The following is a 13,273-nucleotide window of genomic DNA, read 5'->3' on the forward strand; positions in this document are numbered from 1 at the left end:
TTTTACAGAGACAGGCTTAGGGCAATACTTAAGTCTGTCTCTTCTTTTTTTCTACAATCAAGTTCATCAATCAAGAAACGAGTCAATGGGTTAGTATCGGATGGTAATGGCTCATAATCGGAATCCACCAGTTCCTCAGACCCAAAGAAATGGTCATATCCGGCAAACTGGAGCATATGTATGTATTTCCTAGGAGTTCTTTTTGTAACACCCCAGTTTCCATCTAAAACAGAAATCCATATATAATATTTAGGATTTAAAGTAAAAACACTTCCCACTAAAGTGGAACGGTATAGTATACCCCTAGAGACCTGCTCTTTCGCTCGGTTCTGAATGTTTTTACCGTGTTGATCACGCCCTCCCCCAGATGCTTTACATTGGATGTAGACAGGACATTTAAATTTTTCTGAAAACAGAACAAAATCTTCCGACATAAGTGTGTTTTCCATACCTAATTGGTGTAAAAAGGATGGAACCGAAATATCATGAGCTATTCCCCCTTCAAAACTCAGCTTAGCATCGGTCAACGATATTTCAACTAAAGACTCTAAAGGATTAAAATAACTTCTTGATTGTTCTAAAGCATTCCAATTTCTTTTCCTAAAGTTATTCCACTCTGCCCCTCCTTTTCTCTTTGAACGATTAAGGCATAGGGCTGCAATTCTACTGTTTACTAAATCAGGGTGATCTACTGGTGGATTTTGCCCCTTAATCTTATCAGCAATTTTATATCTTAAGAGACCGGTTGGAGGATTGAAATCTTCACCCTTAAGCTCGATTGCATGCCACTCTAATGATAATTGCTCCCAAAAGCTTTTATGTTTCAGGGCAACTGAGTCTGGATTGATCTTGAGAATATTCAGCTCAAATACTCCTGATGGTTCCCAAACAAAAATGATATCATCAAAAAAGTATTTGAATGCTTCTAGTACATACGGTAGCCAAGAATCCTTACTACCTCCTATCACAAGTACTACTCTGCATTGAGGATATGCGTACTTGATAAGTGCAAGCTCTCCTACTTTTAGTTGCAGCTTATTCTCGTTACTGTGCCCTTTTGTATCTGGATCAGTATATGTAACTGATACGATTACTTCAGGTGCTTCTTTACTGGGATATATGCTATCCATCTGCACATCATAACCATGGTGTGAATGGTAAACTACTCTGCCTGAATCCCAACCTAATATCTCCTTTATCTCTTTTTCTAAACTACCTCCTCTTATCTGAACTTCTTTAAGTCGTTTCGATTGTGCTTGCCAAGCTGCTGTTATATCACTAGATCCTGGATCTGTTACGGCAACTTCAACCAGAGCACCACAACTTTCGCACATTGAGTTTTTAGGCATTTGCAAATAGGACTCAAAGCAAACGGCACATTTATATAACATAGAGGCTTGTTCAGTTGAAAGTTTAGCTAGCAATATGCGCTTAATTCGCTAACCAAATTAACAACAATAGATTATAACAAAATTTTATTGATATATTACAATATTTTATATAGATTTTTTTATATGCTTATATCTCGCATTAGTTTTCATTCGGTAATGAGTATTACAACACTATATTAGGTCCTACTTATAATAACGATAAAAGTCTCCATCACTTGATCGAGGAATCAGGGTGTTTCAATTGGCAGTCACACGGGAACGAATAGCAGCCAGCAAGCCAGGAGCTGATTCTTCATTTCTATCTAACGTCCTGAGTGCGGCTAGGTACCAGCGAGTCAGCTTACCAGCATACCATTCTTTTCGGTAAGGCTTTTTAAAAGCTTTTTGTAAGCTAATGCTTCTTTTGTAGAAAGGTACAACTGCACCAAAAGGCCCTGCAACGTATTGCGTTTCGTATTTCACCCCCAGTGCAACTCGGTGAGCAAAGTAGGGGGAGCCACAGCAGCTGTACAGTGTCTTTGCTCGCCGCCCTGATAGTGGGCATTTAAAAAGAAAATAAGCCCCCCGTCCTAAGTTAGACGCAACAGCCTCAAGCTCTATTACATAATTATAGGGGATTCCATAAGCAGAGTAGCATAACCGTAACCAGCCCGCTGCCTCATACACAGATAATTCACAAGCAATCTTAGCATTTTCTGCGCCTGTATAGGGGTTGTAAAATGTCAGGGTAAAAGCATAATTACCCGGCTGTAGGTAGCCCCAGCGGCGCAAGTCGGCTAGGTGAATCTTCTGAGTGAAGTCGGTTGTAGGTGGATAAGTTCGGAGGCGAGGCATAGTGGATTTTAGGAAACCGAAATAAGTAGGGAACATTCACTGCGGCCTGTGTAACTAACATTATCAGGTATCCCAGCTAGGGGGGTAGCCCGGCCATTCAGCCAGCAAAATATCCGCAAGGTCAAGACAGGCTTTTTTCTCATCAGGGTTAACCAACTTTTCTAGTTCGGCTGATACTTTCACATCAAAACCCTGTGCTCGTAACTTTTCGGCCCGTTGCTGCCAATTATCGAGACTGCCCGCGTCAGGAAACAATGTTAACCGGCGACCCTTCACCGGAGCCAGGCGCTCAGCAGTCAGATAAGACTGTCCCATGGTTGCCAGCCAAATAAACTCAGGCCAGTAGGGAGCGCAAAGCATAGCCGTTTTGGCGCTTTCTACTAAAGCGACGAGCTGCCCGGCGGGGGCTGTATCAAGTTGAGGCAACCCAAACAGACACGGACTTTTCTGTCCGTGTTGTTTATAGTTTGGCAACCAGTCCGGTGTGGTTTGGCCTTTCTTATGACAACGGTGAGCCAGGGCAGTATGCACCCACGTCGTACAACGCTGGGGGCTTTTGACCGTGTGCCCGCTTTCATCATACAACACCACTTGCCCACCCCGAACTTGCCCGCGCTCATCCAGTAGCCTTAGACGCACGTCTGGGTGGCTTATTTGTTTTTGAGCCCTACACTAAGGCTTATATATAGGCAATGCTTGACGCGGCCATGCCGAAGGCGCGTAGCAAGGTTTGCAGATGCTGCTCATTTACGTCCGGCACGGGCTGGCTATCGGGCTCGGCCTCTAGGACCAGGGCAATATCTGAAGCGGCAACCTGTCCGAACCCCATCGTCCACTCGCCAAACCGGCGGTCCGGCATTGGTCCTTCCCCGACGGTAACTACCTGCCGGTGGCGCGTATCGGCCTGAATCCGCGCGTAGAGGGTTCGCACCTCGGCTTCCGGCCCTTCCAGCACTTGCACGAAGCGTCCCTCGCTGTACAGCAGCAAGCCGGTAATCTGGTGCTCGGCGTTATACTGCTGGGAGTAGTACAGAATCTCTTGTAGCCCCTCATGTGTCAGCGGCTGCACGGTTTGGCTACGGTACAGGATTTGGTAAATGCTCGTATCCAATCGGTGCAGGACTTCCTGTAGCGTAAGCATGCCGCGCTGGTACTGGTACAGCAACTGCTTCTCATACCGGCGAGGAGTCAACGGAGTATTAGCAGTGAGGGCCACGGCCCACGCAACGGCGCGCTGGCGCTGGGCTTCTGTGTAAAGGACGGAATATTTCATTCCCGGCTTGTACGCTAGTAATACGCTGCTGAGTTGAGGGAAATACAGGGGGTAAACCATGTGTATTCTTCACGCAGTAGTTGGGGTAAAACTACTTCCTTCCTAGTCAGGATTTTGCACGTCTGAGCTGTTTAGGAGCAGAGCCTAAGTTGGCGCCTGATTGTGCGGAGAACTGGCCGTCAATCGTACATCTGTTTCCCCGTATCTTTCGGAATTACGCACCTTCTGCTTCTTATCCCTATATGTTTTCTCCACCCGAAGCAGAAGCGACGCTACTAGAGGCCGAATTGCTGGTTCGGCTGTTTCCCAGCGGAGGAGAAATAGGGGAGCAAATTTACCGGCTCGACTGGTCGAAAACCCTTCTTGGACCGGTGCGCGGCTGGCCCCAAGGCTGCGTACGGCCTTGCGCATCATGCTTGGCTTCTCTTAGCGCTTACATAATCCCATACTAACCTAACGGGTAAACGTATGCCAAGAAAGCGGGGCTAACCCTGCTCAAAGGCTAAATACTACATTAGAATGCTGAGTGGCCTTTGGGGCCCCTTAAAACGCCAAACTTACCCTCTGCGCGAAGAAGCTTGTCTTTATCTATTGGAATTCGTTTTCTTGTATGAAGCAACTATTTTGGCTGGCCGGCTTTAGCCTTAGCGTAGCCGCCTGCCGCCCCGACGCTCCGGCCTCCGCGCCGGTGGCCCGCAACCACGACAACCTGCCCGCCGGCCCGTTTCGCTCCGCCGACGCCGACCAGGCAACTGCCCAGGACACGCTGCACACGGCCGACGGCTCGGTGCTCCACGTCACGCCCGTGACAGCCGACTACTTTGCCCGCTTACCGGACCCGCTGGGCCGCTACCTCGATAGCACCCTAACGGCCGAAAGCGGGCGGGTGCGCCGGGAAAACGACGACCTGATTTTCCGGCCGGAGCAGGGCCCCGAGGTGCGCTTGCACACGGTGTTGTCGGGCCCAGGAGGCCCGGATGACCCTACGGGGCGGGCCGTACACTCGTATTGGGCGGAGCTGCCTACGGCCCACCAGTGGGTAGTGGCAACACAGGAGGAAAACCGCCAGGTAACCACGCTCATTGACCAGCGTACCGGCCAGCGCACCGAGGTAGTAGGTGAGCCGACCGTGTCGCCGGATGGGCGCTACCTTATCGGGGTGAAAAGCGACCAGACCAACGACGGCAGCGACGAAAGCGCCACCGGGATTCAGCTGTTCCAGCTCGGCGACGGGCCCCCACGCCTACTCTGGACCCGCCAAACTCTGCACTGGGGAGCCACCCGGGCCCGTTGGAGCGGCCCCCGCACGGTGGTACTGGAACAGGAACGCACCCCGCCCAGCCAGGAGGAAGAAGGCCCGCCGCCTACCTACGTCGAGGTAACGGTGCCGGACCCGAAAGACTAGTCACTACTGGCCTGCTTATTTCCGACTCTATGCTCCTGGGTGTTTACTGGTATTATGGCTTTCCCGAAGGCCTCTACCACTACGACTTTTTCACGTATCAGCCCGGTACCGGCGGCATGGCCGGGGGCCCGGCCGAGCTGACGACTACTGTACGGGCAGCCAACCCAGCTAGCCTGCTGACCGCCGTGCAAGCCGTGGCCGCCCGGTATCCGCAGATGGAGCTGCTGGCCCAGGCGCACGGCTCCCTGCTACGCCTCACGCTGGGCGGCTGGGCCCTACCCGACTACGCCTTTTTCGTAGCCACCCAATTAGAAACTGTTCTGCACCAGCACGAAGCTACCCGTACTGCGGAGCCGCTCCCCGCTGACGTGCCCCTGCTACGCCTGGACCGGCCCGCCGACGACACGCCGCCTTACCGCTACGGCGGCATCTTCGCGGCTGTCAGCTCGGGGCCCAAAAAGCACCAGGCCGAAACCGCGTCCCTGCGCCTCGACTGCCACCTGCTGCTTGGGCATCAGGAAGACTTCCTCAAGGAGCTGGACGCGCTATGCCCCGCATTTGGACTGGATGTGCTGCATTACCTCGACCAGGAAGTAGCTACCCAGGTAAACCTGATGTTGTTTTTCGGCAACGGCCGGCAGGGCGTGGGCGGTGCGCCGCTGCGCTACACCAACGTAGACGCGCTGGCCAACGCCGTGGAATTACTTATGGTGGACTACGACGCGCACCGCGGCCATCGGGGCTCCTACCCCACCCACTATCCCCGCCGCGGCCCTCACGTGGTAAGAGTAGTAGATGCGGAGTTTGTGCTCTGAACAGGATGCTGGCGAGTTGCTACCCAAAGCGGCTGACAGCCTCCTTTTTATCTTGCTACCCAAGTTTGCCTACCTACCCGGTTGGCCCATAGTTACCGGACCCCTTCTATACTTCAACCCATGCTGCTACCGATCGATTTCGATGCCCGGAATTTCTGGGCAGACAGTGACTATGCTACCAAGAAACATACGGAGGCTCCACCCACCGACGAGCTGATTGTCCGGGTAGAAACCGACCTGGGCTACCGGCTGCCGGCTTTCTACGTGGCGCTGATGCGCACCCGCAACGGCGGCATTCCGCACAAGACCTGCTTCCCGACCACCGAGGCGACCAGCTGGGCCGACGACCATGTGGCCATTACCAGTATCAGTGGCATCGGCTACGAGAAGCCGTACGCGCTGTGCGGCAGCCTGGGCAGCCAGTTTATGCTGGAGGAATGGGGCTACCCGGCCATCGGGGTGGTAGTCTGCGACTGTCCTTCGGCCGGCCACGACCTGATTATGCTCGATTACCGCGCCTGCGGGCCCGAGGGGGAGCCGGCCGTGGTCCACGTTGATCAGGAAAGTGACTACCGGGTTACGTACCTGGCGCCCGACTTCGAAACGTTCATTCGCGGCCTGGCCGAAGAATCCACCTTCGAGCAATAGCCTTCAGGTGATTTGCACGTGCTGGTCAGCTAGGGCTGCTGCCCGGCGTTGCGCTGCTAGCTACCGAACCGGCACTTAGAAGAAGGCCAAAATATAACTATCCGTGTGGGGTGGCTCGGCTGCCACAGGCCACATGCCCACCCTCCTTATTAAGCAACCCATGACTGCCTCTTTCCGCTTTGCCACGCTGGTTTTGCTCGTTACTGCCTGCCGCCCGGATACGCCTGCCACCGAGCAAGCTACGTCACCGACTGTCCCAACTCCGGCACCAAGCACGCCGCCCCCATCCGCTAAGGCTGGCCCCACCGACACACTGCACCTGCCTGGGGGCCAGCTCGTACAGCTCCATCCGGTTTCAACTGCCACCTTTGCCCAGTTGCCCACCAGCAAGCTACCCGAAATGCTCAACGACTCTACGGCCGAGCACCTGGAAACCACGCAGGGCCAGGTACGCCGGCAGGGCCTTGACTTGCTGCTTCAGCCCGCGCAGGGCAAGGTCGTCAAGCTTTCCTCGACGCCCGAGGCGGAGTTTACGTTGCAAAATGGAGAGGCAGTACGCTACCAGTACTGGGGCAGCCTGCCCGCGGCGCACCAATGGGTGGTACGGGCCTGGTACTGGGAGGCATCGGGCACAGTGCTGGTCGACCAGCGCACCGGGCGCTCCGTGGAGCTCATCGGCGACCCGGTAGCCTCGCCCGATGGCAAGCTGGTGCTGCTGACCAGCCCCGGCCTGAGCGGCGGCGACCAGGCCAACGCCTTGGGTCTGGTGCAAATTGGAGCCGACGGCCCACACCAGCTCTGGCAGCGGGAGCCGACAACCTGGGAACCCGCCGAAGCCCGCTGGTCCTCGTCCAACCAAGTAGTGCTGCAACTGCGCCACCCCGATGCAGAAGGCATCATTGCCGAAGACGCGCCGGTAACCTATGCCGAGCTGACGCTACCTGTGGCCCACTAAGCCCGCTGCCTTATGCGTATCTGCCCACTTCTGCTGTCGGCCACTGGCCTGCTGCTAACGGCCTGCCACAACGACCAGCCAGCCGAAAAGCCCCTGCCCACCGGCCCTTTGCTCGATGCAGTGCCCACGGGCTACCGCCCCACTGACCGGCAGGATACGCTGGAGAGCTACTACGCGCCCTACGAGGCCTACGAGGATAGCACCTTTCAGCTCGACACCACTTACCGCAGCCTGGCGCTGGTGCGAGTGCGCTTCGTGTCCGCTTCGACCCTGCGCCGCACTCACCTCGACACCCTCACGTTCCGGCACCTGCACACCGAGCTGGGCTTCGACAACCAAACCGGCTACTTCTGGGACCTTACCCCGCAGCCTAACAGAGCCGACTCCCTGGCCGAGGGCGCAGACGGCACGCCGCTCAAACTGTTCTCGACCTACACCGTTCGCCTTATTCTAACCGAGTACCGGCGCCGGCGCAACACGGGCGTGGCCTATGACCGCAACAGCTACCTCATGGACTACCCGTTTCAGCCGGTAAGCGTGGCCAAAGTCAGTGACTCGGTGTTGTACGTACGAGCTTTTCTCTACCGCGCCCGGGTTCCCCAGCCCTCGGTAGTTTATCCCGATTACCCCAGTAGCCGCCCGCAGCGGCGCATTCCGCACGTAGCCGACCAGCCCGACACCACCCGGCTGGCAACCCTGCGCTTCAGCTTCCGCCAGCTCCACCGCTCCGCCGACGACGATTAGTTGCTGGCTGCTCCTACTTTGCCCCATTCGTGCCCTGGCCCTACTGGCTGGAAGGTTGAACACCCGTAAACCGCCGCGCCCCGGCCGCCAGCAAGCCGTAGCAGACCAGCAGCCCGAGCACGTTATAGGGTATTGACAAGGCGACAATCAGCCAGCCCAGGGCCAGCCCGTCGCGGCAGCCGTGTAGCAGCAGCGTAGGCAGCCAGTCGGGGGGAAAGTAGCCGGCCCGCATGTCGTGCCAGTACCAGAGCATACCACCCAGCGGCGAGGCCACGGCTACGGTCGCCAACGCCAGCAGGGCGACTATTCCCGCCCGGCCCCACCCTCCGCGCCGCGCCCAGGAGTTCAGCGTTAATGCCGCCAGGGGGCCAAAGCAAGCGCAACACAGGGTAATGTAGGCCAGCGGATGTGCTTCGTGGTAGAGCAGCATTAGGTACCAGGCCCCAAACACGTGGCCGTTCGGCAGCAGGACCCGCAGTACGTAATAGCCGGCCACAGCCAGCACCCAGCTGGTGAGCGTGAAAAAAAGTATCCGTCGGAACATATTACTCAAAGAAGCAACCCAGCACCGGCCGCTACGATTTACTGGCTTTTCCCTCTGGGCCGGCCGGAGTTTATTCAAGGGTTGGCCCCAATGCTGTTTCAGCCTCGACGCTGCTCTGCCCTACTTGCCGGCCGCTCGGTTATTGGTTGTACTGCAGCTGGTCGGGAGGAAGGTGGGCGAAGTACAGCGTGTCGCCCTCGCCACTGATGACGTAAGCCGGTACCCGCTGACTAACGCGCCGGTAGGTACCATCGGCCGTCAGATTGCCGCCAAACAGACAGTCCTGGGTGTAACCGGGCACACTGGCCACTGTGGCACCGGCCGGCGTGAAGGCAATGCGCAGTCGGCAGCCGTGCTCATCCTCCGGTGCTTTGGCCGAATAATAGGCGGTCTTGCCCCGCAGCGTGGCCCGGCCCAGCACATTGATCAGGTGGTAGGCCGGGGCCCCGTCGTTGGCATCAAGCTGGAAGAGCACGGTCGAATCCGACTCGGGGTACACCGTCAGGATGCCGCCCGCCTCCTCGGCCGCCGCTGCTCCCCAGCGGTACTCTCCGGCATACGTAGTGGTGGCTGGCTGCGCCGGGCCGGACGGCGCAGCGGCGGCAGCTTTCGGGGCCGCAGGAGGCGGAGTACTGGTATCGGGTTGGCCGGTGCAGCCGGCCAGAGTCAGAGCTATACCTAAGAATCGGCTTGTTGGTCGGGGCAGAAATAAGAGCACAGCGCAGGTAATAAATTAAAGTGGATTATTGCTTGAAAACCGCCGCGAAAGGCGGGCTAGTACGAATCGGTTCTACTTACACGCGGTAAAGACTGAAGCAGCCGTAGTCGGTACGAACTCCCAGGCCGCCGCGCATAAAGCGAAGCTTGGCAGACTTGACGCAGTGCGCGAGGCGAAACCGCTGCCGACACTGCCAAGTGGTTGCGTCGTAGAGCTCCACCCACGTACCTCGCAGCAGGGCCAGGTACGATTGGTCGGCGTTGAGGCAGCAGGCCAGAATGCTGGGCCACTCCTCGCCCCCATGCAGCGGCGACTCCACCTCTCGGCCCCCTTGCAGGTCGAAACAGCGCAATGCTTTGCTATGGGCCTCAAGCAGCAACAGCAGCTGGTCGTTGGCGGCGAAGGCCAGTTGCCGCACCCGGCCGAAGTCGCCAGTAAACGTGTGGCGTAAGGCTCCGTCGGTAGCACTGCGGACCTGGATTTTCCCCGGCTCGGTGTGCAGGGCCAGCAGCTCTCCGCTGTGGGCCAGGGCCGCCGCAAACAGCACCGAGCCACGGTCTAGCTGCGTGGTAAACGGCAGCCGAAACAAAGGCCGCCGGTCAGCCTCCAGCACGACCAACTCCTGGTTGGCCGCATAGGCTGTGCGGCCCGCCGCCGTAGCCACGAAGCTGCTCGGTGACCGGCCGCGGGCACTCAACGGCTCAAACTGCTTACGGGCCAAGTCATAGGTTACAATCGAATGGTCGAGGTTGAGTACCAGCGCGTGCCAGGCAGGTTGGTAATGCATGTCCCAGGCCAGAATAACAGGGAGCGGAATAGTGGCCTGCTGCTGCCCGGCATCGTCGAGGTGGACCAGGAAATCCTGCTGGTCGGCGGGGGCGCGAAACCAGCCGTGCTGGTAAACAAACCTACCCGCCGGCGTGTCGGCTAGGGCCAAGCTGCCCGTATAGCCACCCCCGATATAGCTGTGTAGCAGCGGCTGCCCGGGCGCAGCGGCGGGATTGTGCCCCACGAAACCCTGTTTGAGCCGGGTCCACTCCTGCCGTTCCGCGTAAGCAGCCGCCTCCGGGGCCGTGGCAAACTGCTTTTCCGTGCGCCGGCTCCGACCTGGTTTCCCGGTTTCCATTACGACCCGGGTATCGGCCACCGTCAGGGTGCAGGTAGTATTCGTCTGCTGGTTCCAGAGGTGATGCATCATACGCGGCAGGCGGTAGGTATAGGCAGGGAGCTATGGAGCGGGGCAGATACTGCTGCGGAATCAAGCCAAATCTAACAGAATCACGGTAAACGCCCTGCCCATATTGGCATAGCCAGTGCCAACTTCTGAAGCATCCACACACCACGGCCCCTCCACCGACGCACAAACAGGGCGCTGGTAGAGGGGCCGTAGGAACCGGGCCAGAGGCGCCTACTGAAGCGCGGCCGCTACCGCCGTTGCCAGCGGCGTCGTGGGGCGGCCAATGAGCTGGGAAAGCTGGCGGCTGTCGTCGAACAGGGCCCCTTCGGCAGCATTGGCATCCCAGCCAGCAATACCGTGGGCAAAGCCTTCGGGCACGCCAAAGCTGGTCAGGGCAGCAGCGTAGTCGCCTACCGGCAAGTCGCGGTAGGGAATGTCTTTGCCAGTCTGACTCGAAATCTCGGCGGCCAGCTCAGCCAGCGTGTACGATTCGTCGCCGGCCAGCTCGTAGGTTTTGTTATCATGCCCAGGGCCAGTCAGCACGGCCACGGCGGCATCGGCAAAATCGGCGCGGGTGGCGGAAGAAATCCGGCCTTCCCGGGCACTGCCAATAAAGGCCCCGCCAGCTACGGCCCCATGCACCGAGCCGGTATAGTTTTCCGTGTACCAGCCATTGCGCAGAATCGTGAAGGTCAGGCCCGAGGCTTTCAGGTCGGCTTCCGTAGCCCGGTGCTCTTGGGCCAGGCTAAGCGCCGACGTATCGGCGTGCAACACGCTGGTGTACACCACGCGGCTCACACCGGCCTGCTTGGCTGCCGCAATGACGTTGCGGTGCTGTGTGACGCGCTGCCCTACTTCGCTCGAAGAAATCAGCAGGAGCGTATCGATGCCGGCCAGGGCCGCGTCGAGGGTGGCGGGTTGGTTGTAATCGGCTTCCCGAACTTCCACGCCCAGGTCAGCGGCTTTGGCCGGATTACGAACCAGGGCCACAATCTGGTCGGCGCCTACCTGAGTTTGGAGTTTTTCGATGATGAGACGGCCCAGCTGACCCGTGGCACCGGTGATGGCAATTTTCATGGTTTCGTCGATTAAATAATGAACGAAACAAAAGTAGGTGGTATACTTACGCAAAGTAAGTACGCACAGAAAGGTAAGTATGAAAAAAGTTAGTCAACCACCAGCCGCCCCCGTCCTCACCCTCACCGATAAGTTACAGCGGGGCGACTTGCTGTCGGCGGGCTGCCCGTCTCGCACGGTGCTCAAGCACATTACCAGCCGCTGGGGCGTGTTGGCCCTGATGGTACTAGATGGCGAAACCCGCCGTTTCAGTGAGCTGCGGCGCCAGATTGATGGGGTGAGTGAACGGATGCTGGCTCAAACGCTGCAGTGGCTGGAAGCCGACGGGCTGGTGAAACGTGTGGCCTACGACGTGGTGCCGCCCCACGTAGAGTACAGCCTGACGCCCCTGGGCCAGCAGGCAGCCCAGAAAGTGCGTGCCCTAGCCGATTGGATAGAAGTGAGTTTCCCCGACGTTTTGCAGCACTGGAATAAAGCCGAAGCCGCGACACAGGCGGTTCCAGCCGACCTCCAGTAGCCTGCTTGTTTGCCCGCAGGCCAACAATTACTGACTAAGCTAAGCCGGGCGAATGGATGACTGGCGGATAATCAGCTGGGTGGGCAGCACCTGCTGGCTTAGCCCAATGGCTGGCTCGGCCGACGGCTGGAGCTCTTCCAACAGGATGTCGATGACGTTTTTGGCTATGCTCTCCACCGGTTGGGCAATGGCGGTAATGGCCGGGGTATAGAGCCGAAACAGGTCGTGGTCATCGTAGGAAATGACGGCCAGATCGGCCGGAATCCGGCGCTGCAATTGGGCAATGGCCTCCAGACCATAGATGGTCAGGTAGTTGGTGGCAAAGATTATAGCGTCGCACTCGGGCATATCCCGAATAAAGTCGTGGATGTCGGCCACGACTTTCTCGGTTTCCTTCGTCACGACTACGCGCTTTACCTGGGCGGGCAGATTGTGTTCCTGCAGGGCCTGGGTATAACCACGCAGCCGCTCCTCCATCTGGGTCTGGGTGGAGTCGATGGTGACGAAGGCCACGCGGCGGCAACCCTGCTCCAGCAGATGTTGGGTGGCCGCGTAGGTTCCCTGGGCCCCATCGACGACGACGTAGTTGGTAGATAAATCCGGCAGGTGACGGTCGAAGAGCACGGTCGGCGTTTGCTCGCGCAGAATGGCGCTGACTTCCTTTTCAATGCCTTCAGAGGGCACGATGATGAAGCCGTCGACGTGGCGCTCCCGGAACATGGAAATCAGCTCCTTGGTCTTGGCCGGGTCATTGTCGGTGCTGCAGTAAATGATGCGGTAGCCCCGCTCGAAGGCCTGCTTCTCAATCAGCCAAGCCACGGTGGCAAAAAAAGAGTTGGAAATATCTTCCACAACCAGCCCGATGACGTGAGTTTTGCCTGTGCGCAGGCTTTTGGCCAGCTGATTGGGCTTATACCCCACCTCCTCGACGTAGGCCAATACCCGCTGGGCTACGGCGTCGCTGATACGGCTTTGCTTGGCTTTGCCGTTGAGCACTAAAGACACGGTAGCAATGGAAACCTGCAAGTGGCTGGCCACATCGTTGATCAATGTCCTTTTTTTCACCTTGCTGTCCATGGGGCATTTTCTGGGTACGTAGCCGCAAAAGTAGAACAAACCTGTTTAGCTCGACCATATTAACTACTCGGGGCCGGAACCCGGCCGGGGTAGCCGGG

At 57.4% G+C, this 13,273-nt stretch carries 15 protein-coding genes; 6 read left to right on the top strand and 9 right to left on the bottom strand.

The window, feature by feature from the left end; translation table 11 throughout:
- Positions 1-2: 2 nt before the first annotated feature.
- The 4 genes from MUN80_RS01240 to MUN80_RS01255 all read right to left on the bottom strand — a co-directional run bounded on the left by MUN80_RS01240 (position 3) and on the right by MUN80_RS01255 (position 3,498).
- Positions 3-1,349, bottom strand: coding sequence for a hypothetical protein (locus MUN80_RS01240; RefSeq protein WP_244718555.1), 1,347 nt, complete (start codon positions 1,347-1,349; stop codon positions 3-5).
- 279 nt (positions 1,350-1,628) lie between these two features.
- Positions 1,629-2,225 carry a hypothetical protein gene (locus tag MUN80_RS01245; protein ID WP_244718558.1) on the bottom strand — a complete coding sequence of 199 codons (597 nt, stop codon included), beginning with the start codon at positions 2,223-2,225 and terminating at the stop codon, positions 1,629-1,631.
- A gap of 63 nt (positions 2,226-2,288) precedes the next feature.
- Positions 2,289-2,864, bottom strand: a complete 576-nt coding sequence (locus MUN80_RS01250) for a toprim domain-containing protein (RefSeq protein ID WP_262922031.1) — start codon at positions 2,862-2,864, stop codon at positions 2,289-2,291.
- A gap of 40 nt (positions 2,865-2,904) precedes the next feature.
- A complete protein-coding gene (locus MUN80_RS01255; RefSeq protein WP_244718561.1) occupies positions 2,905-3,498 on the bottom strand; it encodes a BLUF domain-containing protein in 594 nt (197 codons plus the stop codon).
- A 610-nt stretch (positions 3,499-4,108) separates the two neighbouring features.
- Between MUN80_RS01255 and MUN80_RS01260 the strand changes: the two genes are divergently transcribed.
- The 5 genes from MUN80_RS01260 (at position 4,109) to MUN80_RS01280 (ending at position 8,065) form a co-directional block, all read left to right on the top strand.
- Positions 4,109-4,903: a hypothetical protein gene (locus MUN80_RS01260; RefSeq protein ID WP_244718564.1), complete on the top strand. Its 795-nt coding sequence runs from the start codon at positions 4,109-4,111 to the stop codon at positions 4,901-4,903.
- A gap of 29 nt (positions 4,904-4,932) precedes the next feature.
- The gene (locus MUN80_RS01265; RefSeq protein WP_244718566.1) at positions 4,933-5,718 is read left to right on the top strand and encodes a hypothetical protein; all 786 of its coding nucleotides are present in this window, start codon (positions 4,933-4,935) and stop codon (positions 5,716-5,718) included.
- 120 nt (positions 5,719-5,838) lie between these two features.
- Positions 5,839-6,366: an SMI1/KNR4 family protein gene (locus tag MUN80_RS01270; protein ID WP_244718569.1), complete on the top strand. Its 528-nt coding sequence runs from the start codon at positions 5,839-5,841 to the stop codon at positions 6,364-6,366.
- Between the two features lie 160 nt (positions 6,367-6,526).
- Positions 6,527-7,321, top strand: coding sequence for a hypothetical protein (locus MUN80_RS01275; protein WP_244718571.1), 795 nt, complete (start codon positions 6,527-6,529; stop codon positions 7,319-7,321).
- Positions 7,322-7,333: 12 nt separating this feature from the next.
- Positions 7,334-8,065, top strand: a complete 732-nt coding sequence (locus MUN80_RS01280; RefSeq protein WP_244718574.1) for a hypothetical protein — start codon at positions 7,334-7,336, stop codon at positions 8,063-8,065.
- 40 nt (positions 8,066-8,105) lie between these two features.
- On the opposite strand, the gene MUN80_RS01285 is transcribed toward MUN80_RS01280, so the two are convergent.
- From MUN80_RS01285 to MUN80_RS01300, 4 genes are all read right to left on the bottom strand, one after another.
- Entirely contained in the window at positions 8,106-8,609 is a 504-nt protein-coding gene (locus tag MUN80_RS01285) for a hypothetical protein (RefSeq protein WP_244718577.1), read from the bottom strand.
- A 139-nt stretch (positions 8,610-8,748) separates the two neighbouring features.
- A complete protein-coding gene (locus MUN80_RS01290) occupies positions 8,749-9,327 on the bottom strand; it encodes a hypothetical protein (RefSeq protein WP_244718580.1) in 579 nt (192 codons plus the stop codon).
- Positions 9,328-9,403: 76 nt separating this feature from the next.
- Entirely contained in the window at positions 9,404-10,525 is a 1,122-nt protein-coding gene (locus MUN80_RS01295; protein WP_244718582.1) for a WD40 repeat domain-containing protein, read from the bottom strand.
- Positions 10,526-10,735: 210 nt separating this feature from the next.
- Positions 10,736-11,581, bottom strand: a complete 846-nt coding sequence (locus tag MUN80_RS01300; RefSeq protein ID WP_244718585.1) for an SDR family oxidoreductase — start codon at positions 11,579-11,581, stop codon at positions 10,736-10,738.
- Between the two features lie 79 nt (positions 11,582-11,660).
- Between MUN80_RS01300 and MUN80_RS01305 the strand changes: the two genes are divergently transcribed.
- Entirely contained in the window at positions 11,661-12,098 is a 438-nt protein-coding gene (locus tag MUN80_RS01305) for a winged helix-turn-helix transcriptional regulator (protein ID WP_244718588.1), read from the top strand.
- A 39-nt stretch (positions 12,099-12,137) separates the two neighbouring features.
- Here MUN80_RS01305 and MUN80_RS01310 read toward each other — a convergent pair whose 3' ends face one another.
- A complete protein-coding gene (locus tag MUN80_RS01310; RefSeq protein WP_262922032.1) occupies positions 12,138-13,175 on the bottom strand; it encodes a LacI family DNA-binding transcriptional regulator in 1,038 nt (345 codons plus the stop codon).
- Positions 13,176-13,273: the final 98 nt, after the last annotated feature.

Origin of the sequence: Hymenobacter cellulosivorans (genome assembly GCF_022919135.1) — a bacterium.
Taxonomy (GTDB): domain Bacteria; phylum Bacteroidota; class Bacteroidia; order Cytophagales; family Hymenobacteraceae; genus Hymenobacter; species Hymenobacter cellulosivorans.

Bases quoted from the DNA above. Each gene is read 5' to 3' on its own strand.
- MUN80_RS01310 (WP_262922032.1), bottom strand. From the start codon at position 13,175: ATGGACAGCAAGGTGAAAAAAAGGACATTGATCAACGATGTGGCCAGC.
- MUN80_RS01245 (WP_244718558.1), bottom strand. From the start codon at position 2,225: ATGCCTCGCCTCCGAACTTATCCACCTACAACCGACTTCACTCAGAAG.
- MUN80_RS01280 (WP_244718574.1), top strand. From the start codon at position 7,334: ATGCGTATCTGCCCACTTCTGCTGTCGGCCACTGGCCTGCTGCTAACG.
- MUN80_RS01255 (WP_244718561.1), bottom strand. From the start codon at position 3,498: ATGAAATATTCCGTCCTTTACACAGAAGCCCAGCGCCAGCGCGCCGTT.
- MUN80_RS01265 (WP_244718566.1), top strand. From the start codon at position 4,933: ATGCTCCTGGGTGTTTACTGGTATTATGGCTTTCCCGAAGGCCTCTAC.
- MUN80_RS01305 (WP_244718588.1), top strand. From the start codon at position 11,661: ATGAAAAAAGTTAGTCAACCACCAGCCGCCCCCGTCCTCACCCTCACC.
- MUN80_RS01240 (WP_244718555.1), bottom strand. From the start codon at position 1,349: ATGCCTAAAAACTCAATGTGCGAAAGTTGTGGTGCTCTGGTTGAAGTT.
- MUN80_RS01270 (WP_244718569.1), top strand. From the start codon at position 5,839: ATGCTGCTACCGATCGATTTCGATGCCCGGAATTTCTGGGCAGACAGT.
- MUN80_RS01285 (WP_244718577.1), bottom strand. From the start codon at position 8,609: ATGTTCCGACGGATACTTTTTTTCACGCTCACCAGCTGGGTGCTGGCT.
- MUN80_RS01295 (WP_244718582.1), bottom strand. From the start codon at position 10,525: ATGATGCATCACCTCTGGAACCAGCAGACGAATACTACCTGCACCCTG.
- MUN80_RS01260 (WP_244718564.1), top strand. From the start codon at position 4,109: ATGAAGCAACTATTTTGGCTGGCCGGCTTTAGCCTTAGCGTAGCCGCC.
- MUN80_RS01275 (WP_244718571.1), top strand. From the start codon at position 6,527: ATGACTGCCTCTTTCCGCTTTGCCACGCTGGTTTTGCTCGTTACTGCC.
- MUN80_RS01300 (WP_244718585.1), bottom strand. From the start codon at position 11,581: ATGAAAATTGCCATCACCGGTGCCACGGGTCAGCTGGGCCGTCTCATC.